We start from the raw sequence: 22,430 nt of genomic DNA on the forward strand, positions 1-22,430 counted from the left end.
TAAAACCAAAAAACCTGTTATGAAAAAAACGTTTATTTATGCCATTGCATGCATGCTACTCTCCTTAGGTGCAATGGCCCAAACGAAAATAAGCGGACGGGTCACTGATGCAGGCGATGCATCACCGTTACCAAATGTGACCATTCAGATCAAAGGCAGCAATACGGGTACCCTCACAAATGTGGACGGGCACTATACCCTGCAGGTGCCTAGCCAGAATGCCGTTCTGGTATTTTCTTTCACCGGTTACGCCAGCCAGGAGATCACCGTTGGCGGCCAGACAACTATCGATGTAAAATTATCAACCAAAGCCAGCACCCTCAATGACGTAGTGGTGATTGGTTATGGTACTGCCAAAAAATCAGACCTGACCGGCGCCGTTGCAACCCTGAAAGCTGAAAAGCTGATGGACAAGCCGGTGCCCAACATCTCCCAGGCCCTGGAAGGTAAGATCGCCGGTGTGGATGTTAACGTAAACAGCAGCGCGCCCGGTACCGGTGCAAAGGTGCGCATACGCGGTATCGGCTCCATCAACTCGAACGTAGACCCATTGTACGTGGTGGATGGAGTAATAGGCGTAGACGCTAACTCACTGAACCCAAGCGATATCTCCTCTATTGAAGTACTGAAAGACGCCTCCGCTACCGCCATCTTTGGCGCCCGTGGCTCTAACGGCGTAATCCTCGTAAGCACCAAACGCGGCGTACGCGGCACGCCCCGTATCAGCTACGAAGGCAGCGTAAACGTAAGCACACTCGCCCGCCATCTGAAAACCTTAAACTCTGATGAATTTGTAAAAGTCTACAACGAAGCATTTGCTAACGCAACCAAATTCGATCCTGATGGCGGCACCTGGGCGCCACAAGTTCCTTTAGATCATGCGCATTTGCCCAAATTGTTCGACGAAAACAACAAACCGCTTTATAACACCAACTGGGAAAAAGAGGTATACAAACCCGCTGTATCACATAGCCATTATCTGAATATGCAGGGTGGGGACGAAAAGACCTTGTACAGCGTATCACTGGGTTACCTGGATCAGGACGGTCTGATGATCAATTCCTGGTTCAAACGCTACTCTGCCAGGTTTACCCTGGACCGTGATGTGAACAAATGGCTGACCATCGGCGGTAACGTATCACTGCTTTCCAGCAAACAAAGGGTAGTATCTGACGGCAACGGCGCCCTGAACGTGCCCCGCGCTGTATCAGAAGAAGTACCCATTGTACCTGTAAAATATCCTGACGGCAGCTGGGCTGGTAATAACGACATAGGCGGTCTGGAAGGTGCGCCCAACCCGGTACACATCTCAGAAGACAGGTACACCCTTAACAATGCACTGCAGTCAGTAGGCGATGCTTACCTGCAGTTCCATATTACCAAAGACATCGATTTTAAAACTGACTTTGGTTATAACCTGATCGCCAATAAGAACAACTTCTTCTCCTCTGCCGATCTGCCGCACCTGTCACAAGACCAGGGTGGTGATGCGCATATGTATAACAACACCACACGGTACTGGCAGTCAGAAAACTACCTGACCTGGAATAAAAAGATCAACTCCCGCCAAAGCCTCACCGCTATGGGCGGTATCTCCTTCCAGAAGTTTAATTACGAGTCTTTCGATGCAGAATCTCAGAACTTCATTGATGACTTCTTCCAGTATCATAACCTGGGTGCAGGTTCCGTACGGCAAGGCATCGCTTCCAGCGACTATCAATGGAGCATGAACTCTTACTTTGCCCGTCTGACCTACAATATCGATGACAAATACCTGTTCACCGCTACCGGCCGTTACGATGGTTCCTCCAAATTCGGTAAGAATAATAAATACGGTTTCTTCCCGTCTATTGGTGCTGCATGGCGTGTATCCCAGGAAAATTTCATGAAGAACACCAGCTGGATCAACGATCTGAAACTTCGCGCCAGCTACGGTATTTCCGGTAACCAGGAAATCGGGCAATACCTGTCCTTGCCACAGCTGAATCCGAGCACTACCGTACAAAACGGTGCAAACGTGAGCAGCCTGCTGCCGCAGTACATTGGCAATCCCGACCTGAAATGGGAACGCTCCCTGCAGTTTGATGCCGGTATAGAAGCTTCATTGTTCGACAACCGCGTGTCTTTTGATGTAGACTACTATAACCGTACTACCAAGGACCTGCTGTTGCAAACACCTATCCCCTGGTCTGCAGGTATGGTGAATAACTATGTTTATGAAAACGTAGGTTCCGTAAGGAACGCCGGTATAGAAGTAAACCTGCATACAGTGAACGTTAAATCTAAAAACTTCACCTGGAGCACCAACTTTATCTTTACCTCTAACAAGAATACCATCTTGAAGCTGAACAACGGTAATGCAGATATCTTCCCTGGTCCTAACTTCCTGGGGCAGACTAACGTATTGCGCGTAGGTGAGCCCATCGGTTCCTTCTATGGTATGACCCGCCTGGGCACTTATGGCGAAAACGAAGCGGCAGAAGCAGCAGCGCATAGCCTGAAACCCGGCGACCGTAAATACATTTACAACAAGGATGGCAGCCCGTACTACAGCATCATTGGCCGCGCCTATCCCAAATGGACTGGTACCTTTAGCAGCACCATTAACTACAAGAACTGGGACTTCTCCTTTGATATCCGTATTGTTCAGGGCGCAAACACAGCAGCTACCTTCAAACACTCTACAGAAGACCGTCAGACACTGGCCAACAGCCTTGCCTCCGTGCTGAATGCCTGGACGCCACAGAACCAGAACACCATGATAGCACAGGTACGTAGCTACAAATTCACACAGGATTCTCACTTTGATACCTGGTGGGTAGAAGACGGTTCCTTTATCCGTGGTCAGAACTTTACGCTGGGTTACACCATGCCCGATGCTGTGAATGAGCGCCTGCACATCACTAAGCTGCGTATCTATGCAAGCGTACAGAACCTGTTCCTGATCACCAAATACACTGGTTACGATCCTGAAGTGGATACCTTTAACTCTGCCTTCGGTAACAGCAGCTTCTTCTCACAGGGCCTGGACTTCTTCTCTTATCCCAGACCTCGCGTGTGGAACCTGGGCGTATCTCTGGGCTTTTAGTGGCGAGGGCAGTTAAAGCGCCCCTTTTTTAACCGTAGTATTAAAAACTGATTAAAATGAAGAAAGCAAAACATCTGATAATAGCGGCTTTAGTCCTGATGAACTTTGCAGCATGTACAAAGTTCCTGGAAGAAAAGCCAACTGGTTTTATTCAACCTGGCACCCCCCTTTCGGGCATCAAAGTAGCCAGGACTTTTGCCAATGGTTGTTACAATAACCTGCAGGGCTTATTAACCGGCCAGGCCGGCTCCTATGGCGGTAATACATATAACCTCATGGAGTTCATGACAGGTAAGTGTAATAGCGATCTGGGCCAGACTGGTTTCGTTACTTTTCAGAACCTCAGCTACAGTAACACTTCTTTTTATGTGGATACCTGGTGGCTGCAGATGTACCTGGGCGTAGGTGCTTGTAACTCTGCGCTGGACAACATTCCCAATGTAAGCAATGTAACAGATGGCGATAAAACCAACCTGCTGGCGGAAGCACATGCCCTGCGCGCATTGTACTATTTTTATCTGGTAAGATTATACGGTGCGGTGCCTAAGGTAACCTCTGTGCCTAAACCGGAAGATGTAGGAAATCTGAACATTCCTCGTACACCGGCCAAAGCGATCTATGATAGCATTATCATACCAGACCTGCTGGAAGCAGAAAAAGCTAACCTGCCCTGGAATGATAATACCGGCAAAATTTCCAAGAGCGCTGTAGAAGCCATTCTGGCAGATGTGTACCTGACCTATGCTGGTGCAGCTATTAATGGCGGCAACCAGTATTACGCAGAATCTGCCAAACGCTCCAAAGCGGTTATTGATAATGGTGGTTACTCCCTGTTTCCTGAATACAGGGACATGAATAACCCTGCCAATAAGAACAAAGGCGAATTTATCTTCCAGGTGCAATTCGGCGCAGGTATACCGGTAACCAATCCGCTTACTGCGCTTACTATTCCTAACTACGCGGGTATATCCCAGTATTCTGATGAATATGGTTCTGTATATCCTACCAACCAGTTCATCGCATCATTCCCTGCAGGAGACAAACGCGTACAGGAACGCCAGTTCTTCTATACCAAGTATAAGAAGAAAGCGCCCGCTACTGATACGTTTACCTTCCCTCATCCATACATCTACAAGTTCTTTGACTCTGTGGCCGTGGCAAACACCGCTAAATCAGATCTGAACTACACCATCTACCGCCTGGCAGATGTGTACCTGATGTATGCGGAGGCTTCTAACCGCGCTGAAGGCGGGCCTAATGCCAACGCGGTTAGCTACGTAAACGCCATCCGCGCCCGCGCAAAGCTGGCTCCTATAGGCGCCTTATCACAAACCGACTTTGAACACGAAGTATGGCTGCAACGGTATTTTGAGCTGTGCTTCGAAAACAAAATGTGGTTTGATATGCTGCGCACCCAAAGAGTGCACAACGATATTACAGGCGCTTGGGATCCCTTTGTAGGACATAAAACCGTGTTCAATTTCACTTTCACAGAAAAACAACGCCTGTTCCCGCTGCCTAAGCAGGAAACAGATGTGAACCAGGCACTATTACCCAACAATCCTGGCTTTTAAACTTTGTTCATACATACCAGACAAAGGCACACCTTCATCGGTGTGCCTTTTTTGTTTATTTCCTTATCTAGCCAGCCATGAATCGACTTTTTATTGGTAAAGTCAGAATATGTCCATATGTTTGTACATATTGTTTCCTCTATGCGTTTCAAACCATTCCACCTCATAATACTGGCGGGCTTTTTATATGGCGGCGCCGTAACAGCACAGCCTTCTAAACCATCGTTCACCTCCATTGAGCTGCAGCCCACCGTGGCCTATCTCAACCATGCCGGCGGTCCCCGCAGGATGGTGCGTATGCTTTTCCACGGCGGTAAAGATTATACGCAGGGTAAACTCCTGTTATCATTCAATGGCCTGCAGGATAGCGTACAATTACCCGCAGATACTGCCGGCCGCGCCGTTTATGAGATAGCTTTACCCGGTGTCCCGGTACAGAAAGATGTACAGCTCTCCGTACAGCTTAGCTCCAACGGACAGCAATATACCGCCCGCTGTATCGTATCCCCCACCCGCGAGTGGAAGGTATACGTAATGCCCCACTCCCATGTGGATGTAGGTTATACGAACGTGCAGGCCAAGGTCTTATCCATCCATATGAACAATATTGATGAAGCCATCAATATTGCCGCCCGCACCGCTACTTATCCGGAAGGCGCACGTTTTAAATGGAGCACAGAAGCCATCTGGGTAGTAGAGCACTACCTGGCCGCCGCAGATGCGGACAAACAGCGCCGCTTCTGGGATGCCGTAAAAAAAGGATGGATCAACCTGGATGGCGGATATGGCAACATCAATACCAGCGCCACCAGCCCCGCCCAGTTAATGCATATGTTCTATACCGGCACACAGCTGGCAAAAGAGCATGGCATTACCGTACAATCCATGTTCCAGGGCGATGTACCTGGCGCTACCTGGGGCCTCTCCAGCCAAACGGATATTACTGGTATCAAATACTTCCTGAGCGCGCCCAACGCATCTGACCGTATAGGCAGTGCAGACCAGTGGCGGGATAAGCCCTTTTACTGGCGCTCCCCTTCCGGCGGGCAAAAGCTGTTGTTCTGGCAATGCTCCCCCTACTCCATCGGCTACTCTATTAAGGGTAATAAGATCCCTAATTTCTTTACCATAGACGATCCCAAACCTTATTATACCGGTCACCCTAGTGATAATTTCCTGAATCCCTTTCTGTTCAATTACCTGGATAAACTGCAGCAGAAGGATTTCCCCTATAACATGACCCTGCTTACCTGGGCCATGAGCGACAACGCGCCTATAGATCCGGAACTGCCGGATGCGGTAAAGGCCTGGAATGAGCGGTATGCCTCCCCGCACCTGGTGATCACCTCCGCTCATGATTTCCTGCAGGATGTGGAAGCCGCTTATAAAGACCAGCTACCCGTAATATCCGGCGATTATACAGAGTTCTGGACAGACGGCCTGGCATCCGGCGCACGCGAAACAGCCATTACCCGTAATGCATCTGATCGCCTCCAGCAGGCTGGCGCCATCTGGGCCTTGCGCGGAAAAACCGGTTACCCCGCAGCCGATTTTGATACTGCCTGGAAAGATGTTATTATGTTCAATGAGCATACCTGGGGTGCACACAACAGCGTATCTCATCCGGAAGATCCTAAAGCCATCTCCCAATGGGCATACAAACAGGCCTTTGCACTAAACGCAGAAAAAAACACAAACGCCTTATTAACTAAAAGCGAAACTGGCGAAACCGCTATAACCAATGCCATTGATGTATATAATACGCTGAATCAACCACGCACAGAGCTGGTCGTCATCCCCGCTTCCCAAAGCGCCTCGGGCGATCTGGTAAAGGATAATCAGGGGCACAAAATACCTTCCCAACGTTTAAGCACAGGCGAGCTGGCATTCCTGGTGCAGCAGCTCCCGCCGTTCTCTAAACAGCGTTTCACCATCCAGCAAGGCAACGCCTATGTAAGCAGCCGCGCCAATGTTACCGGCAATCATCTGCAAAATGGCATCTATACAGTGGAGCTGGATGCGCAAACAGGCAACATCACCCGCTTACAAAAAGCAGGTAATCCGGCTAACCTCGCAGATTCCGCAGGGCTTAACCAGTACTCCTACCTGCCCGGCGACTCTGCAGAAAAAGTACAATACGCCACACAGGCATCCATCCGCATAAAAGAAAAAGGCCCGCTGGTGGTAAGCTTGCTGGTATCATCCCCCGCGCCCGGCGCTAACAGCCTGCAAAGGGAAATAAAACTGGTCGCCGGCATTGACCGCGTAGAGCTGATCAACACGGTGGATAAAAAAGCCATCCGCCAGAAAGAGAGCGTGCACTTTGTATTTCCCTTCCATATTCCTGATGCGCAGGTACGTTATAGCATTCCCTGGGGCAGCATTACCGCGGAAGCGGACCAGCTGCCCAATACAAACAGGAACTGGTATACAGTACAGCGTTGGGTAGATGTTTCCAATAAAGACATGGGCATTACCTGGAGCAGCCCGGATGCGCCCTTATTTGAGATAGGCCGCTACCCTACTGCCGGGTTATTAGGTGGGTTGCATAATTCCACGTTATGGCGCTCTTTTACGGAGCAGCAACCCACCATTGCTTCATGGGTGATGAATAACCTCTGGCACACCAACTTCCGCGCCAGCCAGGAAGGCCCCGTTACCTTCCGCTATTACCTGCAGGCGCATAAAGCGTACGATGCGTATGCCGCCAACCTGTATGGCCTGGCCAACCATCAGCCATTGATAGCTGCGCGGGCAACAGGCCCCGCACAGGAAGCCCTGTTCTTTACCATCCAATGTCCGGGCGTGTATGTGGAGAATATCAACCCCGCCCGCAATGGCAAAGGCGTAATGCTGCAGCTGGTTAATACCGCAGATGCTCCCGCGGCAGTTACCCTGGCCCCGCATAATGGCGCCGCTGCGCTGCGGGTATGGCAAAGCAACCTGCAGGAGGAAGACCTCACCGAAATGAAAACTGCGTTTAACCTGCCCGCTAAAGGCGTTTTAATGATTCATGTTGCAACAAACTGATTGGAAATCAATGCTTAGCAAAGAAAAAACAATGACAGGCCGGGACTCCATACAACCCTTGCTGCCGGTGCAGCTGCCGGCAACCACACCGGATGGATATAACATCTACCCCACACACCCCCTTGGCGAAGGAAAGATCCATACCGGTTATGCCTCGCTGGCTGCCTGGATAGCCCGGCACGAGCTGGTGCTCATAGACGGGTATGAAGGTATAGACTGGTCTGCCATACAGACCGCGCTGACACAGGAATTTGCGCATACAGGTGTATCCGTTAAATGGCATGCCACCCGTGAGTGGCTGAAACCTACTGCAGACATACAAGCCCTGGTAGCCCCTTTTATTGGTGAAATAGACGAGGTATGGGGTACCCGTACCACATTGCAGCTTACAGACTTCTTTGCGCCGGGTAAACCACAAGCCTTTAGCGCAGATACCGCATTTACGCTGAATATTGTAATTGGCACAGGCGCCGCGCTGGCACACCCGCTGGCGCCGGTAATATACCTGGATCTACCCAAGAACGAACTGCAATACCGCCAACGGGCGGGCGCTGCGGCCAACCTGGGTAGCGCCATACCGGAAGCGCCGGCAGAGATGTACAAACGCAGCTATTTTGTAGACTGGGTAGTGCTTAACAACTATAAACAATCACTGCTGCACAGGATCCAGCTGTTTGCAGACGCCCAATGGCCGGATACCATGACCTGGATCAGCCAGACTGACCTCACCACCGGTATTGACGGTATCACCAGCTCCTGTTTCCGCGTGCGGCCCTGGTTTGAGCCCGGCGCCTGGGGCGGACAGTGGATGAAACAGCATATCCCCGGCCTTAACCCGGCCGCAAAGAATTATGCCTGGTCCTTTGAGGCGATCGTACCGGAAAACGGCCTCGTATTTGAAAGCGATGGTCACCTGCTGGAAATACCGTTTGAATGGCTGATGTTTTACCGCCATGAGGCTATCCTGGGTAAACACGCGCCTATCTTCCGGTATGAATTCCCCATCCGTTTTGACTTCCTGGATACTTTTAACGGCGGCAACCTCTCCATTCAATGCCATCCCAGCCTGGAGTATATCCGGGAGCAATTCGGGGAAACCATTACGCAGGATGAAACGTATTATATCCTGGATTGTAAGGAAGATGCAGGCGTATACCTGGGTTTTCAACAGGGCATTGATCCTGCTGCTTTCCGCGCCGTATTGGAGCAAAGCCGTGACCAGCAACAGGCCGTAGATATTGAGCAGTATGTGCAGCGGAAACCTGCACAGCGCCATGATCTGTTCCTGATCCCTAATGGTACGGTACACAGCGCCGGTGTTAATAATATGGTATTGGAGATAAGCGCCACACCTTATATTTTTACATTTAAGATGTATGACTGGCTGCGGCCTGGCCTGGATGGCAAGCCCCGCTCCATCAGCATTGAACATGCGTTCCGCAATCTGGATTTCAGCAGGCAGGGCGCTGTTGTAAACGAGCAGTTAATATCAGTACCTGCCATCATACAGGAAGGTACAGGCTGGCAGATCATACATCTGCCTACCCACGCCGTACATTTTTACGATGTGCACCGCCTGGAGTTTGACTCTGTTATAACAGTACCTACTGACAACTGCTGCCTCGTTATGATGCTCGTGGAAGGTACATCTGTTACCGTAAGCACAACCAATGGCGGAGCCATACCATATCATTACGCGGAAACCTTTGTGATACCCGCTGCCGCCGGCATATGTGAGATACGGAACACTGGCCCCGGCAGAGCCAAAGTGATCAAAGCTTTCCTGAAACCGGAACACGCTATTTTCAATGACCTTACTTCCTTGTAAATGACCAGAGAAACCACTGCCGGCAACCTGCCGCTCGTAACATTCATTGCCTCCCTGGGGGGATTCCTCTTTGGGTTTGATATGGCGGTGATATCCGGCATACTGCCTTTTGTACAGTCAGCATTTAATTTAGATGCCGCCCAGCAAGGCTGGTTTGTATCATCGGCGCTGGCAGGCTGTATTGTAGGCGTTATCTTTGCCAGTGACCTCAGCGACCGCATCGGCCGTAAAAAACTCATGGTACTGGCAGCCCTTCTCTTCCTGCTGGCGGCAGCCGGTTGCACCTTTTTCTCCGCTTTCTCCTGGCTTATTGGCGCGCGTATACTGTCAGGCCTGGCCGTAGGTGTTGCGTCTACAGTAGTGCCGTTATACTTGTCAGAGATAGCGCCGGATCATAAAAGAGGCCGCCTGGTCACCTACTATCAACTGGCCGTGACCATCGGTATTTTTACCGCATACCTCAGCAATGCGCTGATACTGCAATACGGCCAGTCAGAGAACAACGCTACAGGTTTCTTTTATTTCATTGCCAATATAGCTGTATGGCGCAAAATGTTTGGCGCTGGCATGTTGCCCGCCCTGCTCTTTTTGCTGGGTGTGACCATCATCCCGGAAAGCCCCCGCTGGCACAAACAGCAAAAAGGGGGCAACGTGGCTACTGCAGCAACGGGCAGCTACCGCCAGCTGGCGGCGCCAGCTTACCGCAGGGCACTGCTCATAGGTATATTGCTGCCCTTGTTCTCACAGTTCAGCGGTATCAACGCGATTATCTATTACGGGCCCACCATCCTGCACAATGCAGGCATAACGCTCAGCAACTCCTTTATGAGCCAGCTGTTCTTTGGCGCGGCAAACGTAGCCTTTACATTGATCGCTATCTGGAAAGTAGACAGTTTAGGCAGGCGGCCGCTGTACCTCTGGGGTACTGCCGGCGCAGCAGTGAGCCTGGCGCTTACCGGCATCTGCTTCTACGCAGGCGCGGCCAATGGCATATATCTGCTGCTATGCGTACTGGCGTTCCTGGCATTCTTTGCCTTCTCCATTGGCCCGCTGAAATTTGTAATAGCTGCGGAGATCTTTCCGGATCATATCCGGGCAAAGGCCCTCTCCTTCAGTATTATGGTAATGTGGGTAGCGGATACGATCGTAGGCCAGTTAACTCCCATGCTGCTGATGGGTATAGGCACAGCATCCACTTTCTGGTTCTTTGCAGTGTTCTGCGTACTTGCATTCATCACCGTATATAAACTGGTGCCGGAAACCAAAGGCCAGTCCCTGGAACAGATCCAGGCAAACTGGAATAACTTAACACACTAATTGATCATGAACCACTCCTTTGTATTAAGCGCAGATATAGGCGGTACACATATCACCACTGCCCTGATCGATGAGCAGGAGCGCAGTATCCTGCCCGGCTCCCAACATCGCGGGCTGGTAAATGCGCAGGCGCCGGCGGAAGAGATCATACACGCCTGGAGCAGCATTATGCGGCAAAGCCTGCAGGCTGTGCCCGGCGTGCACCGGGTAGGTATCGCTTTACCAGGGCCCTTTGATTATGCAGCGGGGATCTCCCTCATTAAAGGCCTGCATAAATATGAAGCCTTATACGGCCTGAACGTAAAGGAACTGCTGGCAGCTGCGCTTTCTATGGATGTTTGCGATATAAGGATGGCCAATGATGCGCATTGTTTTCTGCAGGGTGAGATCTATAACGGCGCAGTAAAAGGAGAAAAGGATATAACCGGTTTTACATTAGGCACAGGCTTTGGATCAGCCGTCGCGGAAAACGGAATAGCGCATGATGCGGCCTATTTTAACACCCCTTTCCTGGAATCCCGGGCAGAGGAATATTTCTGCACCCGCTGGATCCTGCGGCGCTACCAGGAGTTAGGCGGTCAGTTTAACCCCAGCGTAAAGGCCATTGCCGCTACTGCCCCGGCAGATAAAGCAGCTGTAGCCGTGTTCCATGGATTTGGGGCCAACCTGGGTCTTTTCATCTCGACGTTAAATCCGGTACCAACACATATCTTACTGGGTGGTAATATAGCCCGCACCTATGCGCTCTTTGCAGGTGGCCTGCAGGAATGTCTGCAAGCAAAAGGATTACAGATCAAATTTTCCCTGTCCATCCTGGGTGAGGAGGCCCCGCTCTACGGTGCGGCCGGTATATGGCAATAAGGTCTCCGCTTCCTGTTCTGCATTAAAATGCCTAAATTAAGGCGTATACAATCACTATGGAGGCAATAGAGATCACTGATCCGCTGTTCCGTGAAGCCGTAACAGCCATCGATACCGGCAATGTGACAGCGCTGGAAAACCTGCTGGCACAACATCCCGAACTGGTTACCCGGCGGCTGGATAAGCCGGAGCAAGGCTATTTCCAGCGGCCTTTCCTGCTTTGGTTTATTGCTGACAATCCCATCCGCAATGGCAGGGTGCCTTCCAATATCACAGATATAACACAGGTCTTGATAGCGGCTATACAAAAGCATGCGCCGGATACTCTTTCTATGCAACTCACAGAAGCGCTGGGCCTGGTGGTAACCGGCAGCAGTACCCGCGGATCGGGTGTGCAGATAGCGCTTATTGATCAGTTAATTGCCGCCGGCGCCACGCCCAACGGCGTACTGTCAGCCCTGGCGCACAATAACACCGCAGCGGCACAACAGCTACTGGAGCGGGGCGTTCCCCTTACCCTACCCGCAGCAGTAGGACTACAGCTAACTGATAGCGTTAACCAGCTATTACCAACAGCCAGCAAAGAAGACCGGCAGCTGGCGCTGGTATTGGCGGCCTTCTATGGCAATGCTACCTTTCTCTCTTTACTTATAAGCCCTGATATCGATATCAATGCCACACCGGACACCGCCACCGGCTTCCATCGTCATGCCACCGCGCTGCACCAGGCAGTAAGCGCAGCATGCCCGGAATGTGTACAGTTACTCCTGGCCGCTGGCGCAGATACCGGCATCAAAGACCATATATACCGTGGTACCCCATTAGATTGGGCAGAACACCTGCTCACTGCTGATGATTACCCGGCAGACGCCAAAGAAAGATTGGCACAGATTGCAGGCTATCTCCGGAATAAATATTCTACTTGCTGACATACCGCTGTCACCAGCGCCCCTAACTTCGTACTGTACAATCATCCATACATGCAACCTACTGCAATATTAAGCCTGCGGCTGGCCTGCCAGCAAATATCCGCCCATCAGTTCACGACCATCCCGGAACTGGTATCCTGGATGGGGTGTATGCAAGCCCAGGACTATGCGCAATCGCAATGGGCTGTAGGCATCCGCATACCGGGTGTACAGGATATCGATATAGACGCCGCTATCGCCAATAAAGAGATCATACGTACCTGGTGTATCAGGGGTACCCTGCACCTGGTAGCCGCCGCGGATGTGCACTGGCTTTTAACACTGCTGGCGCCCCGTATCATAACCGCAGGCGCTGCCCGCTACCGCAACCTGGAGCTGGATGATAAAATATTAAAGAAATGCAGCAATATACTGGCCCGCGCGCTGAAAGACAATGAATCCTTATCCCGCGAAGAGCTGACCGCCACTTTTGCAAAAGCAAAGATCGAAGCAAAAGGAGAAAGGCTTACCCATATCCTGTACCGGGCCGCATTGGAGCAACTGATCTGTACCGGCCCTAAACGCGGTAACACCCCTACCTATACCCTGCTGCCTTCAGGTACCCAGCCTGGCTTCAAACACCGGGAAGCGGCGCTGGCAGCCCTGGCCAAAAAGTATTTCAACAGCAGAGGCCCTGCCACGCTGCAGGATTTTGTATGGTGGAGCGGGCTTTCCCCCACAGAAGCACGCCAGGGCCTGGAAGCCGCGCAAGCTGGCCTCACATCTTTTACACATGCACAGCAAACCTATTGGATGTCTGCAACACAGACAGCAGCTCCTAAACCAGGCCTTTATTGCCTGCCTGGTTTTGATGAATACATGATGGCCTATGCAGACAGAAGCTTGTTCCTCCCTTCACAGCACGCATCAAGGGTATACCAGGTAAACGGCATCTTCAATCCCATGATCGTACAAAAAGGCGAAGTAATTGGAACCTGGGCGCGCACATTTAAAAAGGATACAGTATCAGTGCAGACAAATTTATTCAGCGCCGTAACGGCTGCCACACAAAAGAAAATACAGGTAGGATTTAATGAGTTTGCTACGTTTGCAGGAAAGGAGCTGGAATAACAAATGCCATCACAGCATCCCTACTGCAATGGCATTCCTCGCATATCTTCTGATCAAACCTTATCCTATCACCTTCCCCATATACGGATCACTAATACTCTCCTTCCCGGTCTCCACTCTCCCCGCATACCTTTTCTCAAACGCATCCGCACCATTTATACTTAAGCTGAAATCATACCAGCCATGGCTATCCTTCAACGAAAGCGCCAACGCTGCATTACCGCCTTGCGCTATCTCCTTCACAATATCCTTCTTTTGATAAGCATTATCCCTGATCGTTACCTCTACAGCTTTTTGCGCATCGGCATTCGCAATATGCAGCAGCACATTACCGGTAGGCTTTTTCAACTTAGCATCCAGCTCGTACTCCACGCTCACCGCCAGCTCAGGATCTTCGGCATTACCTTTAAATTCCCGGTAAAATCCATTAGGCCCATACAGCCGCAGATGATACTGATGATTGTCAAATGCATGCAGCGGCCAGGAGTAAGTCAGGCTATCACCGGCTTTTACAGCAAAGCCCCAGTTGCGGGAAATATCGTCCGCTCCCTTTTCTGTATACTTACCAGGAGCATACACCGTAAACGGCGATCCGGCAGATTGTTTACTAAACACCTTATTGCCGGCCGTCATTTTTATTTCAATATGTTTTTTATTGGCGCTGCGGGTAGCATCTGCATACAGCTCATAGGGCAGCGCGCTGGAGGGGCGTACACCTTTCTCCTGCCCTACCAGCCGGTCTAGCGCGGTAGGCTTTGCGATGATCTCATTGATCTCCTGTTCGGATAGTTGTTTAAACCCGTTAGGTTCCCGTTTGAATTTTGCGTTGAAGATATCTTCCACAAACTGGTCCCTGTTCAGGAAAGGCAGCGTTTCCAGTTTGTTACCATTATAAGGGCTGAATACAGAAGTAAGGTCACCGCAGATGGTCCTTCTCCATTCGCTGATATTCTTTTGATGGATTTTCTTGCCCAACTTATTGTTAAAGAAATTTTCCAGGAACTGCTGCGTAGAGGTATGGTCAAACAACTGTGAACATACTTTACCGCCACGGCTCCAGGGGGAGGCAACGATCATAGGCACACGGAAACCTAAACCAATGGGCGCCTCGCGGGCCGCTCTTTTGCCTACGCCTTGCGCCAGCTCATTCTCCAGGCGTACCCACTCTATTTCCGTTTCAATACCGTCAGATACCTTGCCGGTTTCCGGGCGCTTCTCATCAGGGATATAAAAGGGCTGCGCATGGTCAAAATATCCATCATTCTCATCGTAGGTAACAATAAAGATGGTCTTCTTCCATACTTCCGGGTTCTTAGTCAGGATGTCCAGTATCTCGGATACATACCAGGCGCCATACCAGGGTGCGCTGGGGTGATCAGAGTAGTTTTGCGGGGCCGCCAGCCAGGAGACCGCGGGCAGCTTGCCTTCATTTACATCCTTACGGAACTGGTACAACAGGTCACCGGCAGGCACTGCCAGTTCGCGTTGCGTACCATTATCATCATAACTCAGTTTGCTTAAGGAACGGTAGCCCGGATCACCACTGTTTACTACAAACGCCTGCTCATACAAACGTTTCTGGTAATCGCTGAGTTTATCGAAATTCTGTTGGTTCCATTGCGCCAGCTCAGTGCGGGCATTATCCAGCACCTCCATTTTTTTCTTTACATCCGCTTTTATCTTTTGTGCTGCGTCTTCGGAAGAAGGGCTGGCTTCCTGCAATTTATCTATCTCACCCGGCAGCGTATCTACCAGGTTTTGCAGGCTCTGTACATACCGGGGGCTGAACTTTACATTAAATGCAGCAAAGAACTCCAGGTTGTTACAACCAAAGTTCGCCAGCCAGGAACGTTCCTCTCCTTTAAAACCGCCGCCGCAACTGAGCTCGTTCTGGTAAAATTTCCAGGGAATGTTATTTTCTGTCAGCAGCTCCGGAAAGGTCTTCCAGGGCAGTTTGCCATAGCTGAAGTCATCATTGCGTATATGCGCTTTGGGCCGGCCATCCACTTCGTGGGTGATCTTACCGTTCCAGAAAAACGAACGGTTAGGCGTAGTGCTGGTCATAGCAGAGCAGAAGTGCTGATCGCAGATGGTGAAGGCGTCTGCCATGGCATAGTTAAAAGGCAGGTCCTCACGGGTATAATAACCCAGCGTTAGCGGCATGGGCGCATATTGTTTATTACCGGATCTTTTAGCGATAAGCCACTGATCATATTTGCCTTTATTGTCAGCATCTACCTGGCTGGCCCGGGAGTGCGGCAGGGAGCCCATCCAGGTGATCTTGGAATCTTTCATGTCCAGGCGGAAAGGCGCATAGGTTTCGCCCTTCTCATTGGTTTGCAGCCATACCGGCTTTTTGTCCGGCAGCGATAGCGCACGGGGATCATTAAAACCACGTACCCCCTGCAGCGTGCCAAAACAGTGGTCAAAAGAGCGGTTCTCCTGCATAAGCACCACAATATGCTCTGCATCCAGGTAGGTGCTGCCCGGCGCCGGATCAATGGCCATGGCCCGCTGTATAGAGGCTGGCATTACGGTAGAGAGGCCTGCTGCCCCTGATAACAGTACAGACTTTTTAAGGAATTCCCTGCGTGTATCCATATTAAGTAAAGGTTATTATTTCTCTCTGAGCATTGACAATGTGAACGCTAACAAGTACAGCGTGAATTTAATACGCTATTGAAAGAAATAAAAACCACGCGTCTTTTAAATGATAAAGCGTGTATATAGAGGATAAGTGGCATCTTCTTTTCAAGTTATCATGCTTCGTAAGGCGATGGGCTTACGGAAGTCCATCCGCCATCTACCACCAGGCTTTGCCCGGTAATATGCCGCGCCGGGCGGGATACCAGGAAAAGGGCCGCTGCTGCTATATCTGCTACAGATGCAGGCCGCCCCATAGGCGTTAAACGCGACCAGATCTTTTCGTAGTCCTTTTCTGAACTGGTACGCTCCGTAAGTGTAGCGCCGGGCGCCACTGCGTTTACATTGATGCGGAAGGGCGAAAGCTCCACTACCAGGCTTTTAGCCAGCATTTCCAATGCGGCCTTGGTCATGCCATATACCGCCAGGTTCTTATGCGCCTGGTGACCGGTAACGGAAGAGGTGAACAGGATGGAACCGCCCTCTCCCTGCGTCTTCATTTGCCGCGCGGCCGCCTGTGCCAGGAAAAAGTTGCTACCCAGGTTTACCTGTAATACTTTATAAAAATCTGTTTCAGGATAAGTGAAGAAGTCCCCAAACAAGGTAATGCCCGCATTACCGATCACAATATCCAACCGGCCAAAACGGTCTACCGCGGTTTGTACCATCTGCTGGATCACTGCCTGTTCCGATGCATTGCCGGCAACAGCTATACACCGTTGCCCGTCGGCATCAATATCCTTCGCAGCCTGTTGCGCCAACGCGGCATCCATATCATTCAAAATAACAGCAGCGCCCTGCATTACCAGCTGGCGGCACATCTCGTATCCAATACCCTGTCCTGCGCCGGTAACAATAGCTACCTGGTCTTTAAATTCAGCCATAAACAATATCTTTTGATGATGAACATTCCGGAACGTTAATATACTCATTTCCGGTCCATCATCATAATAATGCCAGGGCCTTTAACGCAGGTATTCCATGAATTTCTGTTTGTAACTTCTGCCTACAGGAATGGAGTATTTATCAATGGCCACCAGGTCATTGCAAAAACCGCTTACGCGGTCCAGCGCAATAATGTAGGACTTGTGCACGCGCATAAACCGGCTCTCCGGCAGCTTCTCTTCCATATAGCTGATGCGCTGGTAGGTGACCATAGAGCGGGAATCCGTTACAATACGGATATAATCTTTAATGCTTTCTATATAGATGATCTCTTTAAGGTACACTTTGGCCAGCTCTTTATTCACTTTAAAATACAGGTAAGCCTGCTCAAAAGCATTGGATAAATGCCCTGCCTCATGTTGATTAAGATAGGTTTTATATTGATGGAATTTAGCCACCGCTTTCAGGAAGCGGTCAAAAGTGATGGGTTTTACCAGGTAATCCAGCGCATCCAGCTCATAGCCATCAGCACCGTATTCGCGGAAAGCGGTAGTGAAGATGAACGGCGGCTTTTGCGGCAGGGAGCGGATGAGTTCCAGGCCCGACATCTGCGGCATGGCAATATCCAGGAAGATAATATCCACCGTATTTTTCTGCAGCATAGCAAATGCTTCCAGCGCGTTGCTGCATACGGCGGTGATCTCAAAGTGCTCGATCTTTGATACATAGGAACGCAACAGCTCCTGCGCCGGCGGTTCATCATCAATGATCATGCATCGTACTTTCATGCGCTGGCTTTTTAAGCTTTAATATAGTAAGGAAGGAATCGCCTTCCTGTATGCAGCGGAACTCATGTTTGCCCTGGTACAGGATCTCCAGGCGTTTCTTCACATTTTCAAGACCTATACCATTTTTATGGCCATTATGCGCATAATCCCGCTCTTCATAGCTATTCTCGATCTTTACAGACAGCCATTCATCTTTCAGGGAAATATCCATCCGTATCCAGCAGTCTTTAAGATTACTGGATACGCCATGTTTAAAGCTGTTCTCCACCAATGGCAACAACAGTAAAGGCGGTATCTTAAAATGATCAACAGGGTCAAATATGTTAAACGATACATCCAGCCTTTTGCCGTACCGGATCTTTTCCAGTTCTATATAATTATTGATATACTCCAGCTCCTTGCTCAGCGCAATGGTGGTCTGGCGGCTATCATATAGCATATAACTCAGCAAGGCAGAGAGCCGGTAGATCAGCTCCGCTGTTTGCTGGTTATTCTGCATAGCATACGAGTAGATATTATTAAGCGTATTAAAGATAAAATGCGGCTGCACCTGCGATTTCAACAGTTCCAGCTGGGCTTCTGCCTTATCTTTCAGCAACTGCTGCGTAGCCCGTTGCTGCTCGTACCAGGCGCGCAGAAAATAGAACATGGCATACAACGCCACAATCAGGTACATGCTCACCGCCTCTATGAGCAGTTTGGGTGGAAACAGGTAAGGCATGGTGACCTGCCCCTGCGGATAATAGAGCGGATAAGTATAGTAGTAATTAAATGCCCGGCGGATGAGCGTAAGCACCACCGCACTACCGCCAAATAGCAGCCAGAAGGCCGTTCGTTTGCCGGTAAAATAATACCGTTCTATCAGCACATGAATGGTAAGCCAGGTAGCAAAAAAAGTGATAGGGACGATCACAATGGCATTAATAAAATACCTTTTATACTCGCTGTCTACTGATGCATTGCCTACCCATTCGTACAGAAAATAGAAGGCCCAGAATAATAAGCTGAATGCTATGTTTTTTTTGGTGTTGTTCATCACAAATTCGCCTGTTTAAAATTACCGATATCTTTTCAATAACAAAGTAAGGCAGGGCTTCTTTCGACCAACAACCTGTTTTGCCCACCAACGGCATTGATCCTGCCTAACCCACGGTGGACGAATTATAAGTGCGCTGGGCTAAATAGCCCTTGACCACTAGAAGTTTGTACCTAATATTGATACAGACAAAACGCTGTACTATGGCCTTCCTTCATTTTACCATCAATGGCGAGGCGCATTCTTTTGAGGTAGATGCGCAGATGCCCCTCTTATGGCTGATCAGGGATTATGCCGGCTTAACCGGCACCCGTTATGGATGCGGCATTGCACAATGCGGCGCCTGTACCGTGCATGTAGACGGGAAGGCCATGCGCAGCTGCATGCTTACCTGCGGCCTGGCTGCCGGTAAAAAGATCGTGACCATTGAAGGGCTCTCGCCGGAAGGCACGCATCCATTGCAATTGGCATGGATAAAAGAAGATGTACCGCAATGCGGGTATTGCCAGGCCGGGCAGATCATGAGTGCTGCAGCCTTGCTGCAGGATACCCCCTCTCCTTCCGCCGAAGAGATTAATGCAGCCATGGCCGGCAATATCTGCCGTTGCGGTACTTATGTGCGCATCCGCAGGGCCATCAGGACCGCTATTGCTTTACAGGACAAAACCATCTCCCATGAACAGGCGTAACTTCATCCGGGTGGCGCCCATGGCAGGCGGCGGCTTTATGCTCAGCTTCTCCGGCTTTGCCAAAGCCATTACCGCCGTTACCGGTACTACCATGGCGGCAGACGCCGTGCTGGGCGATTTTCTGTCCGTACACCCCAATGGCGACGTAACTTTTAAAGTGATCAAACATGAAATGGGACAAGGCGTTACCACCTCCCTGGCCATGTTGTTTGCAGAAGAGCTCTGCGCAGATTTCCGCAAGGTAAGGGTAGAATTCCCCGCCGCCAATCCCACCCGGTACCCGGAAAGCACCTTGGGCGGCCATGGCACCGGCGGCAGCTATAGCGTCATACAAATGACGCCCATCCTGCGCAAGGCCGGCGCCACCGTCAGGGAAATGCTGATCCAGGCCGCCGCCACACAATGGAATACAACAGCAGATAACTGTTATGCAGAAAACCATTTCATCATCAACCGCATTACCCACCAAAAAGCAGGCTTTGGCGAACTGGCCATAGAAGCCGGCAAACTACCGCCGCCAGCGGAGCCAAAGCTCAAAAGCCGGCAGGATTTTACCATCATCGGCAAAGGACAGTATTCCAAAACCCTGCCCCTCCTGGTCACCGGTAAACACCAATATGGTATAGATGCTAAGGTACCTGGTATGAAATATGCCCTGGTAGCCCGCTGCCCGGTATTTAAAGGTAAACTGGCCTCCTACAATGCCGCTAAAGCTATGGCAGTAAAAGGCGTGCTGAAGGTAGTCACCACTAAACCTATCGCCGGCGTACAAGGTCCGGTATACCCCTACGATATAAGGGAAGGTGTGGCCATAGTGGCAGACTCATTCTGGGCCGCTAAAAAAGCCCGCGACCTGCTCGCCATTAAATGGGACGAGGGGGTGAACGGTACCCGGAGCCTCGCAGACTTTGAAGCCCTGGCACAACAGCGCGGTGAACATCGTACAGACCCCGTAGGGTTTACGGGTGATGAAAACGCCATCGCCAACATAGATCACGTAAAACAAAGCCTGCGGGCTACCTATATATTTCCTTATATCGTGCATTCCATCCTGGAGCCGCTGAACTGTACCGCCCATTTTAAGGGCGATAGCTGCGAATTATGGCTGGGCACCCAATGGCCGGAGTATATCATAGACGAGATCAACCGCCTGTTTGGCTTACCAAAAGAAAGTATCCAGGTACATCTCTACCCCTCCGGTGGCGGTTATGGCAGAAGGGCTTTCCCGGATGCCGCCATAGAGGCGGTACAAATATCCAAAGCGGCAGGCAACATCCCCGTAAAAATGATCTGGACCCGGGACGATGATCACCAGACCAATGCCGTGCATCCCTACCAGCGTATGGATTATGAAGCGGGCCTGGATGCGGACAACCAGCTGTACGCCTGGTATGAAAAGGAATGCCGTACCTACATGTGGGACCGCAAATTCCCTGCTACAGAGCTCACCACCAACGGTTACAACATTCCTAATATCCGCTACGATTTTGAAGACCTGACCAACGACAGCATACTACAGTCCACCGCCTGGCGCGCCGTTACCAGCAATGGCTGGGCGCTGAGCGAGTGTTTTATAGATGAGATAGCCGCCCTTCTCAAAAAAGATCCATATGAATACCGCCTGTCCCTGCTTAAAGAAGGCCGCGAAGCACATACCGGCCGTACAGATAAGATCAGCAACTCCCGCCTGATAGGCGTGTTAAAGCTGGTAAAAGAGAAGAGCAACTGGGGCCAGCCCATGCCACCCGGACAAGGCCGCGGCATGGCCGTATACCCTTATGGAAACGCTTACTGCGCCATTGTAACGGAGGTGACCGTGCATGATAATAACATTACCGTAAACAAGGTTACCTGCGCGGTGGACTGTGGCATGGTGGTAAACCCTTCCGGCGCGCGTAACCAGATAGAAGGCGGCGTAGTATGGGGCCTCTCTGCCGCATTGTATGGCGGCGTGCCGGTAGAAAAAGGACGGGCCACTGCGGGCAATTTCCATCAGCACAGGCTCATGCGTATGAACGAGTGCCCGGATATTGAGGTGTTTTTTGTGGAAACAGAAGATACCCAACCCTGGGGCCTGGGCGAACTGGCCAATCCCGTAGTGGTGCCGGCCTTCTTAAATGCAGTATATGCCGCTACCGGCAAACGGGTACGCAAGCTGCCCTGCAAACTGGATAATGTGTAACTCATCACCTATGTCAACATTCGCTTTGGGACCTATATACTGTACGTTGCTGCTGCTTATCGCATCCATTCAGCGGCAACCATCGTCTGATCTGACAGCCAGTGTAGCGCGCGGCAAACCGCTGTACGCTACCTACTGTCTCACCTGCCATATGCAGCAGGGCCAGGGGCTGGAGGGGATATACCCGCCCCTGGCAGGATCAGGCAGCCTGGTGGCGGATCCCAAACGCGCCATCCAGTTGATCCTGTACGGTAGCGCCGGGGCCACACCGGCAAAAAGCAAAACCTATAGCCAGCCTATGCCGGGTATAAACCTGCCGGATTCCACCGTTAGCGATATCCTCAATTATGTACGTAATTCCTTTGGCAACAAGGGGGCGATGGTAAAACCCGCCACCGTGAAGGCAACGCGGAAATAAGAAATTACTGGGTAAATAGATAACGTCTACCCCTTTAGACGACCCTTCATTA

The 22,430-nt window shown here is 50.7% G+C and carries 15 protein-coding genes; 11 read left to right on the forward strand and 4 right to left on the reverse strand.

Features of this window, described 5'->3' with window-relative positions; genetic code table 11:
* Nucleotides 1-19: 19 nt before the first annotated feature.
* The 8 genes from F0L74_RS14945 (at nucleotide 20) to F0L74_RS14980 (ending at nucleotide 13,737) form a co-directional block, all read left to right on the forward strand.
* On the forward strand, nucleotides 20-3,088 hold the full coding sequence (locus tag F0L74_RS14945; protein WP_149838646.1) for a SusC/RagA family TonB-linked outer membrane protein: 3,069 nt from the start codon (nucleotides 20-22) through the stop codon (nucleotides 3,086-3,088).
* A gap of 56 nt (nucleotides 3,089-3,144) precedes the next feature.
* Nucleotides 3,145-4,662 (forward strand): RagB/SusD family nutrient uptake outer membrane protein, encoded by a 1,518-nt coding sequence (locus F0L74_RS14950; RefSeq protein WP_149838647.1) that lies wholly within the window; start codon nucleotides 3,145-3,147, stop codon nucleotides 4,660-4,662.
* A gap of 141 nt (nucleotides 4,663-4,803) precedes the next feature.
* Nucleotides 4,804-7,692, forward strand: a complete 2,889-nt coding sequence (locus F0L74_RS14955; RefSeq protein WP_246197715.1) for a glycoside hydrolase family 38 N-terminal domain-containing protein — start codon at nucleotides 4,804-4,806, stop codon at nucleotides 7,690-7,692.
* A 10-nt stretch (nucleotides 7,693-7,702) separates the two neighbouring features.
* Nucleotides 7,703-9,520: a class I mannose-6-phosphate isomerase gene (locus F0L74_RS14960; RefSeq protein ID WP_149838649.1), complete on the forward strand. Its 1,818-nt coding sequence runs from the start codon at nucleotides 7,703-7,705 to the stop codon at nucleotides 9,518-9,520.
* Entirely contained in the window at nucleotides 9,521-10,837 is a 1,317-nt protein-coding gene (locus tag F0L74_RS14965) for an MFS transporter (RefSeq protein WP_149838650.1), read from the forward strand. It begins immediately after the preceding gene.
* Between the two features lie 6 nt (nucleotides 10,838-10,843).
* On the forward strand, nucleotides 10,844-11,698 hold the full coding sequence (locus tag F0L74_RS14970) for an ROK family protein (protein ID WP_149838651.1): 855 nt from the start codon (nucleotides 10,844-10,846) through the stop codon (nucleotides 11,696-11,698).
* Nucleotides 11,699-11,754: 56 nt separating this feature from the next.
* The gene (locus tag F0L74_RS14975; protein WP_149838652.1) at nucleotides 11,755-12,627 is read left to right on the forward strand and encodes an ankyrin repeat domain-containing protein; all 873 of its coding nucleotides are present in this window, start codon (nucleotides 11,755-11,757) and stop codon (nucleotides 12,625-12,627) included.
* Nucleotides 12,628-12,678: 51 nt separating this feature from the next.
* The gene (locus F0L74_RS14980; protein ID WP_149838653.1) at nucleotides 12,679-13,737 is read left to right on the forward strand and encodes a winged helix DNA-binding domain-containing protein; all 1,059 of its coding nucleotides are present in this window, start codon (nucleotides 12,679-12,681) and stop codon (nucleotides 13,735-13,737) included.
* Between the two features lie 60 nt (nucleotides 13,738-13,797).
* Here F0L74_RS14980 and F0L74_RS14985 read toward each other — a convergent pair whose 3' ends face one another.
* The 4 genes from F0L74_RS14985 to F0L74_RS15000 all read right to left on the reverse strand — a co-directional run bounded on the left by F0L74_RS14985 (nucleotide 13,798) and on the right by F0L74_RS15000 (nucleotide 19,089).
* Nucleotides 13,798-16,338: a phosphocholine-specific phospholipase C gene (locus tag F0L74_RS14985; protein WP_149838654.1), complete on the reverse strand. Its 2,541-nt coding sequence runs from the start codon at nucleotides 16,336-16,338 to the stop codon at nucleotides 13,798-13,800.
* 158 nt (nucleotides 16,339-16,496) lie between these two features.
* Complete coding sequence (locus F0L74_RS14990) at nucleotides 16,497-17,264, reverse strand: SDR family NAD(P)-dependent oxidoreductase (protein WP_149838655.1); 768 nt, start codon at nucleotides 17,262-17,264, stop codon at nucleotides 16,497-16,499.
* A gap of 81 nt (nucleotides 17,265-17,345) precedes the next feature.
* Complete coding sequence (locus tag F0L74_RS14995) at nucleotides 17,346-18,053, reverse strand: LytR/AlgR family response regulator transcription factor (protein WP_149838656.1); 708 nt, start codon at nucleotides 18,051-18,053, stop codon at nucleotides 17,346-17,348.
* Entirely contained in the window at nucleotides 18,028-19,089 is a 1,062-nt protein-coding gene (locus F0L74_RS15000; RefSeq protein ID WP_149838657.1) for a sensor histidine kinase, read from the reverse strand. Before F0L74_RS15000 ends, F0L74_RS14995 begins: the two co-directional genes overlap by 26 nt.
* Nucleotides 19,090-19,292: 203 nt before the next feature.
* Here F0L74_RS15000 and F0L74_RS15005 point away from each other — a divergent pair, with 203 nt between their 5' ends.
* From F0L74_RS15005 to F0L74_RS15015, 3 genes are read left to right on the forward strand one after another with little or no spacing between them, the layout of a single operon-like run.
* Nucleotides 19,293-19,778, forward strand: coding sequence for a (2Fe-2S)-binding protein (locus F0L74_RS15005; protein WP_149838658.1), 486 nt, complete (start codon nucleotides 19,293-19,295; stop codon nucleotides 19,776-19,778).
* Nucleotides 19,765-21,960, forward strand: a complete 2,196-nt coding sequence (locus F0L74_RS15010; RefSeq protein WP_188316012.1) for a xanthine dehydrogenase family protein molybdopterin-binding subunit — start codon at nucleotides 19,765-19,767, stop codon at nucleotides 21,958-21,960. The genes F0L74_RS15005 and F0L74_RS15010 overlap by 14 nt, the downstream gene beginning before the upstream one ends.
* A gap of 10 nt (nucleotides 21,961-21,970) precedes the next feature.
* Complete coding sequence (locus F0L74_RS15015; protein WP_188316013.1) at nucleotides 21,971-22,378, forward strand: c-type cytochrome; 408 nt, start codon at nucleotides 21,971-21,973, stop codon at nucleotides 22,376-22,378.
* Nucleotides 22,379-22,430: the final 52 nt, after the last annotated feature.

The organism is Chitinophaga agrisoli (assembly GCF_008386695.1).
GTDB classification, from domain to species: Bacteria; Bacteroidota; Bacteroidia; order Chitinophagales; family Chitinophagaceae; genus Chitinophaga; species Chitinophaga agrisoli.